The sequence below is a fragment of the Paenibacillus solisilvae genome, assembly GCF_042656405.1.
GTDB lineage: Bacteria > Bacillota > Bacilli > Paenibacillales > Paenibacillaceae > Paenibacillus_Z > Paenibacillus_Z solisilvae.
In genome coordinates this window covers 39,089-52,367 of sequence record NZ_JBHSOW010000022.1, presented here as the reverse complement: position 1 = coordinate 52,367, position 13,279 = coordinate 39,089, and the positions used below count along the sequence as shown (strand labels likewise).

14 protein-coding genes and 1 pseudogene are annotated in these 13,279 nt (G+C 50.4%); 14 read left to right on the top strand and 1 reads right to left on the bottom strand.

Annotated elements, in window-relative coordinates:
* The first annotated feature begins 926 nt into the window (after positions 1-926).
* The 12 genes and pseudogenes from ACFPYJ_RS06340 to ACFPYJ_RS06285 form a co-directional block, all read left to right on the top strand.
* Positions 927-1,091: a hypothetical protein gene (locus tag ACFPYJ_RS06340; RefSeq protein WP_379187221.1), complete on the top strand. Its 165-nt coding sequence runs from the start codon at positions 927-929 to the stop codon at positions 1,089-1,091.
* A 31-nt stretch (positions 1,092-1,122) separates the two neighbouring features.
* Positions 1,123-4,194, top strand: a complete 3,072-nt coding sequence (locus ACFPYJ_RS06335; protein ID WP_379187220.1) for a carbohydrate binding domain-containing protein — start codon at positions 1,123-1,125, stop codon at positions 4,192-4,194.
* A 415-nt stretch (positions 4,195-4,609) separates the two neighbouring features.
* Positions 4,610-5,242, top strand: coding sequence for a zinc-binding dehydrogenase (locus ACFPYJ_RS06330; RefSeq protein WP_379187225.1), 633 nt, complete (start codon positions 4,610-4,612; stop codon positions 5,240-5,242).
* A gap of 34 nt (positions 5,243-5,276) precedes the next feature.
* Positions 5,277-6,035 carry a glycerophosphodiester phosphodiesterase gene (locus ACFPYJ_RS06325; protein WP_379187219.1) on the top strand — a complete coding sequence of 253 codons (759 nt, stop codon included), beginning with the start codon at positions 5,277-5,279 and terminating at the stop codon, positions 6,033-6,035.
* 250 nt (positions 6,036-6,285) lie between these two features.
* Entirely contained in the window at positions 6,286-6,450 is a 165-nt protein-coding gene (locus ACFPYJ_RS06320) for a hypothetical protein (protein WP_379187218.1), read from the top strand.
* A 92-nt stretch (positions 6,451-6,542) separates the two neighbouring features.
* Entirely contained in the window at positions 6,543-6,764 is a 222-nt protein-coding gene (locus tag ACFPYJ_RS06315) for a hypothetical protein (RefSeq protein WP_379187217.1), read from the top strand.
* On the top strand, positions 6,707-7,447 hold the full coding sequence (locus tag ACFPYJ_RS06310) for an ABC transporter permease (RefSeq protein ID WP_379187216.1): 741 nt from the start codon (positions 6,707-6,709) through the stop codon (positions 7,445-7,447). Before ACFPYJ_RS06315 ends, ACFPYJ_RS06310 begins: the two co-directional genes overlap by 58 nt.
* 11 nt (positions 7,448-7,458) lie before the next feature.
* Positions 7,459-8,340 carry a carbohydrate ABC transporter permease gene (locus ACFPYJ_RS06305; RefSeq protein WP_379187215.1) on the top strand — a complete coding sequence of 294 codons (882 nt, stop codon included), beginning with the start codon at positions 7,459-7,461 and terminating at the stop codon, positions 8,338-8,340.
* A gap of 63 nt (positions 8,341-8,403) precedes the next feature.
* Positions 8,404-8,781, top strand: a complete 378-nt coding sequence (locus ACFPYJ_RS06300; RefSeq protein WP_379187214.1) for a phytanoyl-CoA dioxygenase family protein — start codon at positions 8,404-8,406, stop codon at positions 8,779-8,781.
* Complete coding sequence (locus ACFPYJ_RS06295; RefSeq protein WP_379187224.1) at positions 8,676-9,140, top strand: phytanoyl-CoA dioxygenase family protein; 465 nt, start codon at positions 8,676-8,678, stop codon at positions 9,138-9,140. The genes ACFPYJ_RS06300 and ACFPYJ_RS06295 overlap by 106 nt, the downstream gene beginning before the upstream one ends.
* 702 nt (positions 9,141-9,842) lie before the next feature.
* Positions 9,843-10,031, top strand: coding sequence for a GapA-binding peptide SR1P (locus tag ACFPYJ_RS06290; protein ID WP_379187213.1), 189 nt, complete (start codon positions 9,843-9,845; stop codon positions 10,029-10,031).
* Between the two features lie 71 nt (positions 10,032-10,102).
* A pseudogene (locus ACFPYJ_RS06285) lies at positions 10,103-10,840 on the top strand (putative PEP-binding protein); the annotation flags it as partial.
* 127 nt (positions 10,841-10,967) lie between these two features.
* Here ACFPYJ_RS06285 and ACFPYJ_RS06280 read toward each other — a convergent pair.
* Positions 10,968-11,591 carry an alkaline phosphatase family protein gene (locus ACFPYJ_RS06280; RefSeq protein ID WP_379187212.1) on the bottom strand — a complete coding sequence of 208 codons (624 nt, stop codon included), beginning with the start codon at positions 11,589-11,591 and terminating at the stop codon, positions 10,968-10,970.
* Between the two features lie 327 nt (positions 11,592-11,918).
* Here ACFPYJ_RS06280 and ACFPYJ_RS06275 point away from each other — a divergent pair, with 327 nt between their 5' ends.
* Both ACFPYJ_RS06275 and ACFPYJ_RS06270 read left to right on the top strand, forming a co-directional pair.
* The gene (locus ACFPYJ_RS06275; RefSeq protein ID WP_379187211.1) at positions 11,919-12,494 is read left to right on the top strand and encodes an RNA polymerase sigma factor; all 576 of its coding nucleotides are present in this window, start codon (positions 11,919-11,921) and stop codon (positions 12,492-12,494) included.
* Positions 12,491-13,273, top strand: coding sequence for a DUF4367 domain-containing protein (locus ACFPYJ_RS06270; RefSeq protein WP_379187210.1), 783 nt, complete (start codon positions 12,491-12,493; stop codon positions 13,271-13,273). Before ACFPYJ_RS06275 ends, ACFPYJ_RS06270 begins: the two co-directional genes overlap by 4 nt.
* Positions 13,274-13,279: the final 6 nt, after the last annotated feature.

The window sequence follows — 13,279 nt, the reverse complement described above, 5'->3', positions numbered from 1 at the left end:
ACCTCTCCTCGTTAACGTAATTATCTATCTACACTTAACAGGTGTCCACTTTTTATTCTAGCTCCAGAATTCCAGTATAGGCCATGGTGAAACAGGTATCTTATGGCTGTTAGGAAGGGAAGAGCGGTGATGCCGGGGCTGTTCCATTAGCCATCGAAGACGGCACATGGAACATCGAAGACGGCACATGATCACCGAAGATGGCACATGATCACCGAAGACGGCACATGATCTTCGAAGACGGCACATGATCTTCGAAGACGTCACATGATCTTCGAAGATGGCACATGATCACCGAAGATGACACATAGATCATCGAAGATGGCACATGATCATCGAAGATGGCACATAGATCATCGAGTATATATGGGTCAGCCGGCCCTTCCACTGGACTTGCAAGAAGGTATGCTGCAAAACCATCTCATTCGCATCTTCTACGACGCCGTCGGTCAGCTTCGTATGAGTATCTTCAAGCAGCGTCGGACGAAAAAGAAAAATGGAAGTACAGGTTTGATGACCTGTACTTCCATTTTTTATAAGAAGAGACAAACCAGGGCACGATTGTCATTTGTATATCCCTTTTGGAATCGGCTTCATTTTATTGATTTTCAACATACCGGCCAAACCTCAAGACACTCCGCATGATCCTCCGAAATCAACGACCAGAACGACAGTTAACGATCTTCCACCTCTTTATCATTTTCCACAACGATAAAAACCTTATCTTGCAAGGATTTCTTCTCTTAAAGCCTCTCCTGCCGCGAAAAATTGAAGATACATGAAAACGCTTCATTTACGGCTGCATCTTTCACTTACTATAATCGGACTCGTAATGGGGGGATGATTCGGCACTTATTCGAGCGGCATAATGATCACCAAAGCCCGTGCTCGCCATCCTCATTCCCAAAGATGAGAGGAGAGGTTTAATGCGCAACAAATGGATGATTGCATTGGCATTGATCATGCTCATATCGGGTGTATCCGGTATCGGGGGCAGAGCCGTGAGCGCACAGGAGAGCAAGCTTTCGCAAAAAACGTTCGGGACGCCGGAGGAGCTGCTGCCCGCTGAACTACACTGTATCGGTTTTTAACGGAACCGTCGGACAAGAAGAAGGACGGCCCGTGCTGTACACCACGTCGAAAGGAAAGCCGGGCCATCTTAACGTCATCGATCTTGCGGATTACAAGCTGCTGCGGAGCATACCGATCGGTCCCTCCGAAAGCTCTTGGGCCCATACGGTTGCACCGGACGGTACGCTCTATGTCGCTGCCGACGGATCAGGCTCCAGACTTTGGAGCTATTCACCCGTCACGCATACGATTCAGCAGGCGGCCCAGTTCGACGGTGAGTCCTGGCCGATCTGCGTCACGACGGATGACACGGGGAAAGCGTACGTCGGTACATATCCCGGCGGGAAAGTGTTTCAATACGATCCTGCCACGAAGCAGGTGAAGGATTACGGACGCGTCATCGGCAGCATCCCGCAGGAATATGTCCGTTCTATCGCTTACCAGGGCGGTAACGTGTATGCAGGCACGGCCCATCGCCAAATTGTCCGCGTCAATTTGGCGACCGGAGAAAAGACGGACATCGCGGCAGGTCTTAACGTGCCCGTGACCGACGACACGGTGTACGATCTCGACACCATCGACAACCGGTACTTGTTTGCCCGCTATACGGATGGTACGGGAGTTCCCGGGCCCGGCTATATCTACGATACAGCGACGGAGTCGTGGCTGGATGTCGTGCTGGACAATGTGACCGGGCTGCACGAGACGGATTCGCTGGACGGCAAGATCTACTACATGTCCGACAAGAAGCTGAAAACATTTGATCTGGCGACGCATGAGGTTGCTTTGACGGGCATGGAATACGGCAGCGGCTTGCGCGGCGCCGATTGGGCAGAGTTCCCGGACAATCCGGATTTGCCGGGCAAAAATCTGGTCACCGTCCGGTATGACGGAGGCGTTGCCATTATGAATATTGCGACGAAGACCGTGCATCTGTACAATTCGGTCATCCCGGGAACGCCGGGCGTCGTCAACCGTATCGTTTCGGCTCCGGACGGGAATTTGTTCGTTTCCGGCGTCCAGTCGAGTCGCGGTTCCGTCATCAACCCCCAGGACTTGTCGGTGACCTCCTTTACAATTGGCCAGGCCGACAGCATGTACCCGCTGGGAGACAAGATGTATATGGGCGTCTATCCCGAAGGAGCGCTGTATGAATATGACATGAAAGCCGCTCCCGGCGCGGACAATCCGAAGAGGACGTTTGATCTGGGGCAGCAGCAGGAGCGTCTGGTCAATATGACCTCCGGCGGCGGCAAGCTGTTTATTGCGACGATTCCGACCTACGGCACGCTTGGCGGCGCCATGACGGTCTATGATCCCGCTTCGGGAGGCAGCGAGTTATACCGCAATATCGTGCAGGACCAGAGCGTGCTCAGTCTCGCTTATTTGAACGGCAAAGTGTTCGGTTCCACAACGATTAACGGCGGCCTCGGCTCGCTGCCGGCGGCTGACGAAGCGAAAATATTCGTTTGGGATTCCGTGACGAAGCAGAAAATAACCGAATTCCCGCTGCGGATTAACGGCTTGGATAAGCCGGCATTCATCGGCGACTTGTCCGTAGGCCCGGACGGTTTGATTTGGGGCGCCTCTTACGATTACATTTTCGCCATCAATCCGGACACGTACGAAATCGTCAAAAGCAAAAAGGTCCAGTCGGGCCTCAGCTATTCGCAGTGGGCGCATCATTCCATGCGGTGGTCGAAGGACGGACTGCTGTATGTACTCTTTAATAACAAGCTGACGGTCATCGATCCTGAAACGCTCGAATCCCGTACGATTACCGCTGCTTCGCGGTTTGAGCTTGGCGCTGACGGCAATCTGTATGTGACCGATCTTGCGACGAATACGATTATGTACCGGATCGAAGTGGACGGGGAAGTCAAGGAGCCGCCGGTAGGCATTCCGGTTCCGGTGCAAAACGCCGGTTTTGAGGAGAACGGTGCTGGTGGTGTTATTCCCGGCTGGAGCCCGCTGTTTGCAACTGGCACGGACTTCACCTATGCGTTAAACGGAAGCAGGAGCTTCACCGGCGCAAGCAGCCTGAACATATCCGACCGGAACAGAAACGGTTCCGTCGCCCTGCAGAGCGACAAGATTCCGGTTACGCCGGGCAAAAATTATACGGCAAGCGTTCAGCTCTACATTGAGTCAGGTCAGCCGAGCTTCATGTTCCGCTTCTTCGACAGCAATAACTTGACGCTCGGAACGCTGGAGCAGCATTTGGACTCGAGCAGACTCGCCCAGTGGCAGGAGGTGACATTAACCGGCAAAGCACCTGAGAATGCGGCTTATGGCAGACTGATTGCGGTCACGACCCGATACAATCTAGCGGACGCCTACTACGATGATTTTGCCGTTACCGCCGAGGATACCGCGGCTCCCGCTTCGACCGCGACGATAGTGCCGGTTCCGAATGAAGCCGGCTGGTTGAACCGGGACGCTGAGATTGTAATCCAGGCGACGGATGTCGGCGGCAGCGGCGTTGCCGGCGTGACCTACTCCGCAAGCGGCGCGGCGAATCTGGAGCCGGTTACGGTTAGCGGCGCTGCGGCATCGTTCACCTTGTCGGCCGAAGGCGTAACGACCGTCACTTACTCGGCGGAGGACCGCGGATTTAATAAAGAAACGCCGCATCAGCTCGAGGTGAAAATCGACAAAACGGCTCCTCTGCTTTCTTTTACGGGAGCGAGCAGTTATACCGTCGATCAAACCGTAACGATTCAATGCCAAGCATCGGACAGCGTCTCCGGTCTTGCTGCAAATCCTTGCGGATCGGCATTGACTGATCGGCCCGCGTATGATTTTAACCCCGGCAGCAACAGCGTGAGCGCGCAGGCGGCCGATATAGCGGGAAATACGGGATCGCAAACATTTACGTTCAACGTCTCCGTCACCTATGACAGCCTGTCTGTATTAGTCAAGCGGTTCGCCGCTGCAGATCCAATCACGGCAACAGCGCTAAGCGCGGAGCACATGCTCGCCAAGAAGGCGGATGAGCAAGGGAAAGAACAGGTGAAACGCGCTATTTTGCTAGTATTCGACAAAGAAGTAGCCGCATTAAGCGGCAAGAAATTCACGCAAGAGCAAAGCGCCGTTCTGCTGAAATGGAGCCGTCTGCTATAAGTTTGGAACGGGAATAGCTACAGCCGTCCATCTGCGGTGAGCCGGGTTTCATTCAAGTTCAAACGCCGGCAGATCAAGGCGATGCCCTTGGCCTGCCGGGCACTCATGCGGACTATGTGATAACAACGCTGGAAATTGGACGATTCGCTCGATTACTCGCTCACGGGAGAAAACTCTGCGGTTTCCGGCGGTGATCCTTTCATGCATGCGGGCATCTCGCTGCCTGTGACGGGAGGGGACTGCCTGAGCATCATGTTTCATTTCAAATCCGAATCGAAATGAGGGGGAAAAGCATGAACTCCACAACGAAGAGTAAAGGGTGGAAACGCAAGCTGCATGTTCTCCGTTTGGCTGTATGCGCGTCAGTGTTATTTTCATTCGTTCACTCAGGCACTTCCTTCGCGAGCGTTGATTTATCGCTGGGGGAAATCTTCGTTTCGGCGAATCCGCCGTCATTGTCGGACTTGGCATTCTTGGGCAAATCATCGCGCAAATTGCATCTGCTGCGGCCTGCCGCGTAGCGGCATTCGATGTAAACAAAGACCGTGCCGAGCTGCTGAAACAGCATGGGATTGAGCATGTTTATGCCGACCGCGAGCCGCTGGAAAGCAGCCTGCGTACAATGACGGACGGGCACGGCGCAGACTGCGTGATACTCTGCGCGGGAGGTCCCGGGGAGGAGCTTATCAACCGCTCGCTGTCCTGGATTCGGGACAGAGGGAAGATCGTCATCGTCGGCGATTTATCGACCGAATTTTCAAGAGCGTTAATGTTTGGTAAAGAAGCGCAAATCGTCATCTCCCGGGCAGGAGGTCCCGGCAGGTACGACGAAAGCTATGAAAAGGAAAACCGGGATTATCCGATCGGCTATTCACGCTGGATGGAAGGCAGGAACACCGCGGAGTATATCCGCCTGCTTGCTGATAACCGCATTTCCGTGCTGCCTCTCATCTCCGATATGTATCCGCTGGAACGCGCTCATGAAGCCTACGGCAATTACGGTCATTCGCGGACGGTGATGGGAACGCTTTTGAAATACGGGAATTAACCCGGCTTTTATCCGAATCATGTTTATGAGGAGTGTGGTACTATTGAATTCGAAACCGCCGATAGTCATTGCCCATCGCGGCGCCGCCGGGGAAGCGCCGGAGAATACGCCGGCCGCCTTTAAACTTGCATTGGAACAGGGCTGCGACGCCTTCGAGCTGGATGTGCATTTGTCCAATGACGGACAAATCGTCGTCATTCATGATTATGCCGTCGACCGGACGACGGATGGTCATGGCGACGTCAGTCTTCTGACCGTCGACGAGCTGCAGCGGCTTGATGCGGGCAAATGGTTTCATCCGTCGTACCAAGGGGAGCATATCCCTACGCTGGAAGAAGTCTTCGATCTGACGCCGCCGCATATTGAAATCAATATTGAAATCAAAGGCGGAATCGGAAGCGGCATCGAGGAGCGGCTCGCCGAGCTGCTGCGGCAGAAGAACCGGACCGGGAGCGTCGTCGTTTCATCCTTTCATTTCAACAGCTTGGCGGCATTGAACCGGATCGAACCGGCACTGCGCATCGGACTGCTCTATGAGCTGTGGCTGAAGGATCATGCGCTGCTCCCCAAAGCCGCAGGCATCGAAGCGTTCTCGCTGCATCCTTCCTTCAGGCGGCTGGAAGCCGGTCAGGCGGAAGCGGCCGCAGCGCAAGGACTGGCGGTATATCCGTGGACTGTCAACGCCGAGGCGGATATGACGGCGATGATCGAAGCAGGCGTCAGCGGAATCATTACCGACTATCCCGGCAGGCTTCGCAATCTGCTGGAGCGGCGGGCTGCCGCGAGTTCCTAAGACGCAGCTTGGCACATCTGCTGTAGGGCCGAGTATGGCTGCTCCGTTCGATTACCGGCTCTTAATCCTTCTTGGCCGCTGTTCCATGTCGGCGCATTCCAAACATGGCACCCATAAACAAACCACATGCGAGTAAATAACTCCAGGTGGTTTTTTCTTTTTGTCCAACGAATCTAATAATGTTTACGGAAAATAAAGGATTAAAGCAATCACCTTCACGATCGACGAGCAGGAGGCAAACACCAAAACGATGATGGATACCCAGACCTACGTTAGCGAAATGACTTTGAAGTTCATTAAGGGTGTTGAACCGCTCGACAAATTCGACGATTACGTCAAGCAGGTGAAGTCGTTTGGAATCGATGAGGTTACTGCCAATTATCAGCATGCCATCGAGAGGCTGAACAAGAGATGATTCGGTTCAAGACGGGGGATGAATCGCTGGAGAGTTAAAGCGGTCAATTTCATTCCCCGTGCAAGTCATTGCTCAGAATGGAGTGGACGCAAGTGGGTATGTTCTGGATCAGAGCCGTTAAAGACTTCAAGCTCCACAAATACCTCTACCTCATGGCCCTGCCGATGATTGTCTTCTACATCGTATTCCATTACACGCCGATGTATGGCGCGGTTATCGCCTTTAAGGATTTCAAGCCTACACTCGGAGCCCGTGGGTGGGACTCCAGCATTTTAACGATTTTATTCATAGTTATTATTTTTGGAAGCTTCTGAAGAATACGTTTTTGCTCAGCTTCTACAGTCTGCTCTTCGGTTTTCCCGCTCCGATCATCCTGGCATTGCTCTTGAATGAGCTGAAGGCTGAATTTTTCAAAAAAACCGTTCAAACGATTACCTATTTGCCTCATTTTATATCCGTTGTCGTCATTTCCGGCATCATCATAGACATTACGAGTTCGACGGGATTCATCAACGATATGATCGAATTTTTCGGGGGAGAACGCTCCAGTCTGCTGACGAAACCGGAGTGGTTTCGGACGATATATGTAAGTTCGGGCATCTGGACGGAATTGGGATGGGGTACGATTATATATTTGGCGGCGTTATCTGGCGTCAACCCTCATTTGTATGAAGCGGCGGAAATCGACGGGGCTTCGAGATTGCAGCGGGTCATCTATATCACCATCCCTTCCATTATGCCGACAATCGTCATCCTATTGATTCTGAGCATGGGCTCTTTGCTTGCCGTAGGGTGGGAGAAAGTGCTGCTCTTATACAATCCGCTTACATTCGATACTGCGGACGTCATCTCCACCTATGTGTACAGACGGGGGCTGGAACAAGCCGACTACAGCTACAGCGCCGCCATCGGAACGTTTAATTCGATCATTAACTTCATCTTGTTGTACTGTGCCAATAGATTGAGCAGAAGACTGAACGATATCAGTCTTTGGTAAGGAGAATAACGATGAATAGAAGGCAACGTTTGGGCGGCTCTCTCTTCAATATGTTCAATGTAACGCTATTGACCCTGCTCATGATCGCGACCTTGTATCCGCTGCTGTATGTCCTGTTCGCTTCCTTTAGCGATCCCGGCCGTCTCTATGCGCATAAAGGCATTCTGTTCTATCCGATCGAGCCGACGCTGGCCGGTTATAAGCTGGTTTTTCAGAATCCCAATTTGGCGGTCGGGTATAAAAATACGATCTATTACGTTCTTCTCGGAACGTCGATCAGTTTGCTGGTGACATCCATGGGAGCCTACGTTTTATCCAGGAAAGGCTTGATGTGGAAGCAGCTCATGATGCTCCTTATTGTCATTACAATGTTTTTCGGCGGCGGACTTATTCCGTCCTTCCTGCTCGTGAAATCGCTCGGTTTTTTGAATACGGTATGGGCGATCGTTCTGCCGGGAGCGATCTCGGCATGGAATTTGATCGTGATGCGAACGTTTTTTCAGAGTATTCCCGAGGAACTGATCGAATCCGCCAAGATAGACGGGGCCAACGACTTTTACATTTATTTCAGAATCGTTCTGCCGCTGTCGATGGCCATCGTGGCGGTCATGGGTCTGTTTCACGCGGTCGGGGAATGGAACTCCTGGTTTAGCGCAGTCATTTATTTACGGGATCGAGAAATGTACTCGCTCCAGTTATTTTTAAGGGAAATCCTCATTCAGAACCGATTGGACAATCTGGTGATCACCTCCAGTGATATTGACGCCATGCAGGCGAAAAGAATCATTAAATACGCGGTTATTATCGTATCTACCGTTCCTATTTTGCTCGTTTATCCGTTCTTGCAGAAGTATTTTGTAAAAGGTGTGTTGATTGGATCGTTGAAGGAGTAGGTAGGGAGTGGATAGAAGATAGTTCTAGTCATTATTCCATTCAATCGAGGAGGAAGAGAAGCCATGTATTTGACGCATGAAGAAACGGCCCGGTACAACAGGGACGGGTACTTATTGGTAGAAGGGTTATTTTCCGGCGAGGAAGTCAGCAGAATGATCCGCGAGGTGGAAGGCGGTGATCGCGTGGCCGCCGCTACTTATGGCAATAGTGACAGTTCCGGCCGGAAAGCGCGACTGGCGCTTTGGCACGAACTCGGGTCCGATATGTGGTCGGCTGTCTCCATTTGCCCCCGGCTGGTCAACGGCGTACGTATACTGTTAGGTGAGGACGCCGCATTCTTTCACGGCAAAGTGATGCTGAAGCCCATTCCGGCGGGGCATGGGAGTGGCACCAGGATTACGGGTATTGGTACGGCCAAGGGTTCATCTATCCGCATATGATGAGCGTGTTCATCGCGCTGGACGCCGCTACCCGAGAGAACGGCTGCTTACGCGTGCTGCGCGGCTCCCATAAGCTGGAACACGGCAGAGTCGGCGAGCAGACCGGCGCAGATCCAAAGCGCATCGGGCAAATCGAATCGTTGTTCGAGCTTGTCCACTGCGAGATGAAACCGGGCTCGGCGCTGTTCTTTCATAGCAATCTGCTGCACAGCTCCGCTGCGAACGAGTCGGATCATCACCGCCGTTCGTTCATTGTCTGCTACAACGCGACAGGCAACCCGCAGCTCCAAGGGGAACAGATCATAAAGTACGACTCATGCCCAGTCGGAACCGACCAATGGTTAGCCCAGCATCCGTAATAACCTATAATGCCTCATAACCTTAGGGAGCGCTCGTCACACACGGGCTCTCCCTTTTTTCAATAGAGTACCATCCGTACTCGTCCATCCCGCTTAGCGGCGCGAGTAATTTGTTCATCTGTTCATTGGATTTCCCCTATCCCTATTCGGACGCGAGGTAAATCAGGGAGTGATGGATGATGAAGCTTTCCTTTTCAACCTGCCCGCTGCCGCTGCCGGAAAGCTGGCACTTCGTACGACCGATTACATGCTGGAGAGGATGAAAGATTGACGAATTTGCTGCTGCTGCTGTTTATAATGGACCATCATATTTAGGCGGTACGAAATCCATGCTTACTGCAATTTTACCAAAACCGGTCTTAGCGCTTACGAAAGCGGCTGTGACCGGTTTTTTCCTGCGCATGCACGAGGGTGCCTTAGAGCCCCAAATTAGAAGTCCTGGCAGCGATATAATTCGCATTAACGCCCTTTTATTGCGATATATAGTTCATTTATAACGTATTTAATATCTTTTATTAAATATTTAATACATCTTAATTGAAATTATGTTGTATTATATAAGAGGGGGTGCTATGAGAATAGAATATACCTGAGTTGGATAGTCAGATTAAACGGCTTGCTTGGTCCTATAGCTGAATAGTTTCACGCAGAGTCATGCATTTTTGCAGGTGGAATTAATACAAATTAGGAGGCGGAGCGATTATGGAAAGCCAAAGCGTTACGTGTAATGAGAGCAAGGAAATGAAGGAAGCGTTGGAACTTGGTTATATCATTTGCAAAAGATGCGGCGCAATTATAGATACTCTTCCAACAAACCGTGTAAAGCGATTCTATGGTGAATGCGCAGAGGAATGCGAGGATAAGAACGAGGGAGGGAGGGAATTTGATTAATACCAAATGGATCTATGATTTTACTGAAGGTAACGGAGAAATGAGATCCATTCTCGGAGGGAAGGGAGCGAAATTTGGCAGAGATGCTAAGTGCCGGACTCCCTGTTCCTCCCGGATTTACTATAACAACGGAAGCATGCCTGCGATACTTTGAACACGGAAATGGTTTAGAGGAGACATTGAAGGAGCAGATCTTCCAAGCCATGGGGCAATTCGTATCGCGCTGCATAGACGATGGAGTGGATGTCATCCCTGAATTGATGATTCCATTAGTAGGGGATGTATCGGAATTTAAGGTGCTGCGAAAACTCGTGGACAAAGTCGCACGTCAAGAGCTTGGCAAGGAAAAAATGCGTGTCTGCGGTTACAAAGTCGGAACGATGATTGAGGTACCGCGCGCTGCACTAACGGCGAAACAAATCGCCGCACATGCCGATTTCTTTTCGTTCGGCACCAATGATCTGACACAAATGACCTTTGGGTACAGCCGTGATGATGCGGGACACAAATTTCTGGCCTATTATCTTGATCATAAAATTCTGCAGAAAAATCCGTTTCAAGTGTTGGATACAGCTGGAGTCGGACAACTGATTGAATGGGCAGTTGCTTCCGGGCGCAGCGTTAGACCAAAGATAAAAACCGGAGTATGCGGGGAACACGGTGGTGATCGTGAATCCATTTTCTTTTGCCACAAAGCGGGATTAGATTACGTGAGCTGCTCACCGTATCGGATTCCCTTGGCTAGAATTGCTGCCGCGCAAGCAGCTATCGAAGCTCAAAAAGAGGAGCGTGTCACCGTTGTCAGTTAAATGATGACTCTCCGCTCATGATTGGGACAACCACTTGGATGACTCCTATCATGAGCGGAGCTCACTGTCCGTTTGGCTTAATTGTGTGAAGGGACTGTTTCAGGAATGACAGCAGCCCCTGCTGTTCTTACATCCTGGCCGGAAGCTTCGCTTCCCATGCTTCCGGCGCCTCAAGTCCAAGCGCGTGAACAGCAAGCGCAGCCGTATCGGTAATCACAAAATCGGGAGGCAGATGCGGCGCATTCAACCACCCCGTATTGGAACAACCCCAGAAAATCGTTTTGTCCATGCGGTGATCGCTACCATGGGACTTGGGATCCACCCCGCCGCCTCCATGATCGGAGATGAAAATAATCAGGCTTTCCTCAAGCAGTCCGGCATGGTCTATAGCTTCCAGAATAATACCGGTGTTGGAATCCGTTTGTCCGATCGTTTTCAGCTGCTTGGATGTGTTGTAGCCTTTCGAATGCCCGCCTGAGTCCGGCAGGTCGAACTGAACATACATGAGCTTGAGATCGGGGTTCTCATGGATGTAAGCCGCAGCAGCCTCGGCCATCTGTTTTTCTTTCCGGTAAGTCCGGTCCAAGCTCAATAGCGCTTCATCGCCCCCAAAGTCACTCTCATCGGATGACGGCCCAAGGTCTATTCCGGTTTCCTTATGAACTTGAAGATTGGATTCGATGATGCCGTAGTTAATCGGATCCCACGAACTGAAAGCGGCGAGCTTCGCTTGCAGATCGGCCTCGCGCACAATACTTCGGATGATGAAAAGATGACAATGAATGAAAACTTATATAGGCAGCAAGAAATAGTAGAATGGCTTGAATTATGTTGACTCTTATGGAGGTCACATTCAGGCATTCTATTTTTTTTGCACACGAACATATTTGCCGCGCGAGCGGATATGGAGTTCGTGCTGCGATGGTGGTTCCTTGTCTTATTTAGTGTATAATCTACAGAGATGTATAAAATAGTAAATCGTATCTATTTCAAATAAGGATAAATTTAATATAATTGGTAGAGAAGGAACATACGTTTGCATGCCTCTTCGTTTGAGGCAGTGAAAGGAGAATGAAGCTTGAAAAATACATTACTCCTCTTATCGTCAGCTAATTTCGGAGCGCTCGATTCATCTTTGCAAAGAGCTGTATATCACGAATATTACACGATGGTTTACAGGGTTATCATGTACATGGTGCAGGATCACGGTGCAACAGAGGATATTATTCAAGAAACGTTTCTCAAAGTGGTTAAACACATCCCGGTTGTTGAGAATGAGGGACAGCTCAAAGCCTGGATAAAAGCGGTCGTTCGCAATACTACCTATTCCTATTTGAAAAAAAATAAAAAAAAGCGCAACGAAATGGATTTAGACATTTTTTCTAAGAATGAGGGCATTGAATTCTCTTCCGATAAGGAGGCTATTGAAGTAGAGATCGAGTTAAAAGCAATGTCGGAGGGCATAGGCACTTATTTGAATGATCTTAAACCGGAAAACCGTATCCTGATGGAGATGCGCTGGAAACAGGATTTATCTTACAAAGAAATCGCGGCCGAGCTTGGATGCACGGAACAAACCGTAAAGTATAAGCTGCATCGGGCACGGGAAGCGATCAAAAAACGATTTCTCAAAGAATGGGGTGGAGGAAGGTGAATAAAGAGGAATTTGACCGTGCATTTGACTCTGCTTTTGAGGATGCGGTAAAAAAACATTTGCCGTCTCCAGACCCCGACCCGTCTTGGGCAAGAGTTGAAATGATTATAAAAAAACGGGGAACCATCCGCAAATACAAGTTTATTCCGTATGCTGCTGCAGCAGCAGTAATTATGGTGGCTTTCCTGCTGGCAACACCTTCGGTGACAAGAGCATTCAACCCTTTCTCACAAGCTATCAAAAGTATTCAATCAGGCGTATCAAGCATCATCTTCGGAAACGACAGCGAATACCAGGGCAAAGCTAAAACAGCTCCGCCGCCTGACAATGGGAGCCCCGGGGAAGGACAGGTTTTGGATAACGGTCTTCAAGGTGAAAAGCATTACTCCACCTGGGATGAGGCCGCTCAGAATATCGCTTTTGCTAATCCGGCAATCGGTTTCGTACCCCAAAAATATAAACTTGAAGATGTTGTTTTGTTCTTCGGAAATGGTCAAGAGAAGGCCAAGAAGGCCGTATTAATGTACACCCATCAGAACGACGGGAAAACCTTTTTACTTACTTTCCGAATGCTGGAGCGTAACGAAACAGTTACAACTGGAACGGATAACAATGCGGGTGAATATAAGGAAGTTCAAGTGAACGGCCAGAAGGCTTACCTGCTTCTAACGAAGGATACGCGCTTAAGCCTTGACTACATGATGGGGAACGTTGTAGTCTCTATTGCCGGGTCTTTAACAAGGGACGAGATCATCCAAATTGCGGAAGAGATAAAATAAGGTTTA

Bases quoted from the DNA above. Each gene is read 5' to 3' on its own strand.
- ACFPYJ_RS06340 (WP_379187221.1), top strand. From the start codon at position 927: ATGCGCAACAAATGGATGATTGCATTGGCATTGATCATGCTCATATCG.
- ACFPYJ_RS06320 (WP_379187218.1), top strand. From the start codon at position 6,286: ATGATGGATACCCAGACCTACGTTAGCGAAATGACTTTGAAGTTCATT.
- ACFPYJ_RS06305 (WP_379187215.1), top strand. From the start codon at position 7,459: ATGAATAGAAGGCAACGTTTGGGCGGCTCTCTCTTCAATATGTTCAAT.
- ACFPYJ_RS06300 (WP_379187214.1), top strand. From the start codon at position 8,404: ATGTATTTGACGCATGAAGAAACGGCCCGGTACAACAGGGACGGGTAC.
- ACFPYJ_RS06290 (WP_379187213.1), top strand. From the start codon at position 9,843: ATGGAAAGCCAAAGCGTTACGTGTAATGAGAGCAAGGAAATGAAGGAA.